Origin of the sequence: Vibrio sp. L5-1, assembly GCF_021728315.1 — a bacterium.
Taxonomy (GTDB): Bacteria; Pseudomonadota; Gammaproteobacteria; order Enterobacterales; family Vibrionaceae; genus Vibrio; species Vibrio splendidus_K.
This window is the reverse complement of sequence record NZ_JAKKCQ010000026.1, coordinates 1-1,476: the sequence shown is the minus strand read 5'-3', so window position 1 is coordinate 1,476 and position 1,476 is coordinate 1. Positions and strand designations below refer to the sequence as shown.

The window sequence follows — 1,476 nt, the reverse complement described above, 5'->3', positions numbered from 1 at the left end:
TACTTGAACCTGGACAACCGTCGCCAGGCCCACCTAGCCTTCTCCGTCCCCCCATCGCAATTGTAAGAAGTACGGGAATATTAACCCGTTTCCCATCGACTACGCCTTTCGGCCTCGCCTTAGGAGTCGACTTACCCTGCCCCGATTAACGTTGGACAGGAACCCTTGGTCTTCCGGCGAGGGAGTTTTTCACTCCCTTTATCGTTACTCATGTCAGCATTCGCACTTCTGATACCTCCAGCATGCCTTACAGCACACCTTCAACGGCTTACAGAACGCTCCCCTACCCCACATACCCTAAGGTACGTAGCCGCAGCTTCGGTGTATAGCTTAGCCCCGTTACATCTTCCGCGCAGGCCGACTCGACCAGTGAGCTATTACGCTTTCTTTAAATGATGGCTGCTTCTAAGCCAACATCCTGGCTGTCTGAGCCTTCCCACATCGTTTCCCACTTAGCTATACTTTGGGACCTTAGCTGGCGGTCTGGGTTGTTTCCCTCTCCACGACGGACGTTAGCACCCGCCGTGTGTCTCCCGGATAGTACTTACTGGTATTCGGAGTTTGCAAAGGGTTGGTAAGTCGGGATGACCCCCTAGCCTTAACAGTGCTCTACCCCCAGTAGTATTCGTCCGAGGCGCTACCTAAATAGCTTTCGGGGAGAACCAGCTATCTCCAGGTTTGATTGGCCTTTCACCCCTAGCCACAAGTCATCCGCTAATTTTTCAACATTAGTCGGTTCGGTCCTCCAGTTGATGTTACTCAACCTTCAACCTGCCCATGGCTAGATCACCTGGTTTCGGGTCTAATCCTAGCAACTGTACGCCCAGTTAAGACTCGGTTTCCCTACGGCTCCCCTAAACGGTTAACCTTGCTACTAAAATTAAGTCGCTGACCCATTATACAAAAGGTACGCAGTCACACCACGAAGGTGCTCCTACTGCTTGTACGTACACGGTTTCAGGTTCTATTTCACTCCCCTCACAGGGGTTCTTTTCGCCTTTCCCTCACGGTACTGGTTCACTATCGGTCAGTCAGTAGTATTTAGCCTTGGAGGATGGTCCCCCCATATTCAGACAGGATATCACGTGTCCCGCCCTACTCGTTTTCACTGATTATGATGTGTCGGTTACGGGGCTATCACCCTTTATTGCGAGACTTTCCAGACTCTTCACCTGCATCATTAAAAGCTTAAGGGCTAATCCAATTTCGCTCGCCGCTACTTTCGGAATCTCGGTTGATTTCTCTTCCTCGGGGTACTTAGATGTTTCAGTTCCCCCGGTTTGCCTCCTGTTGCTATGTATTCACAACAGGATACTTGCTTATGCAAGTGGGTTTCCCCATTCAGGAATCCCAGACTCAAAAGGTTATTACTACCTAATCTGGGCTTATCGCAAGTTATTACGCCTTTCATCGCCTCTGACTGCCAAGGCATCCACCGTGTACGCTTAGTCACTTAACCATACAACCCGAAAGGGT

Annotated in this window: 1 rRNA gene (only partly in view); it reads right to left on the bottom strand. The window is 50.4% G+C overall.

Annotated features, from left to right (window positions below):
• Positions 1-1,459: ribosomal RNA gene (locus L3V35_RS25325) — 23S ribosomal RNA — on the bottom strand (it extends 1,499 nt beyond the left edge of the window).
• Positions 1,460-1,476 lie beyond the last annotated feature (17 nt).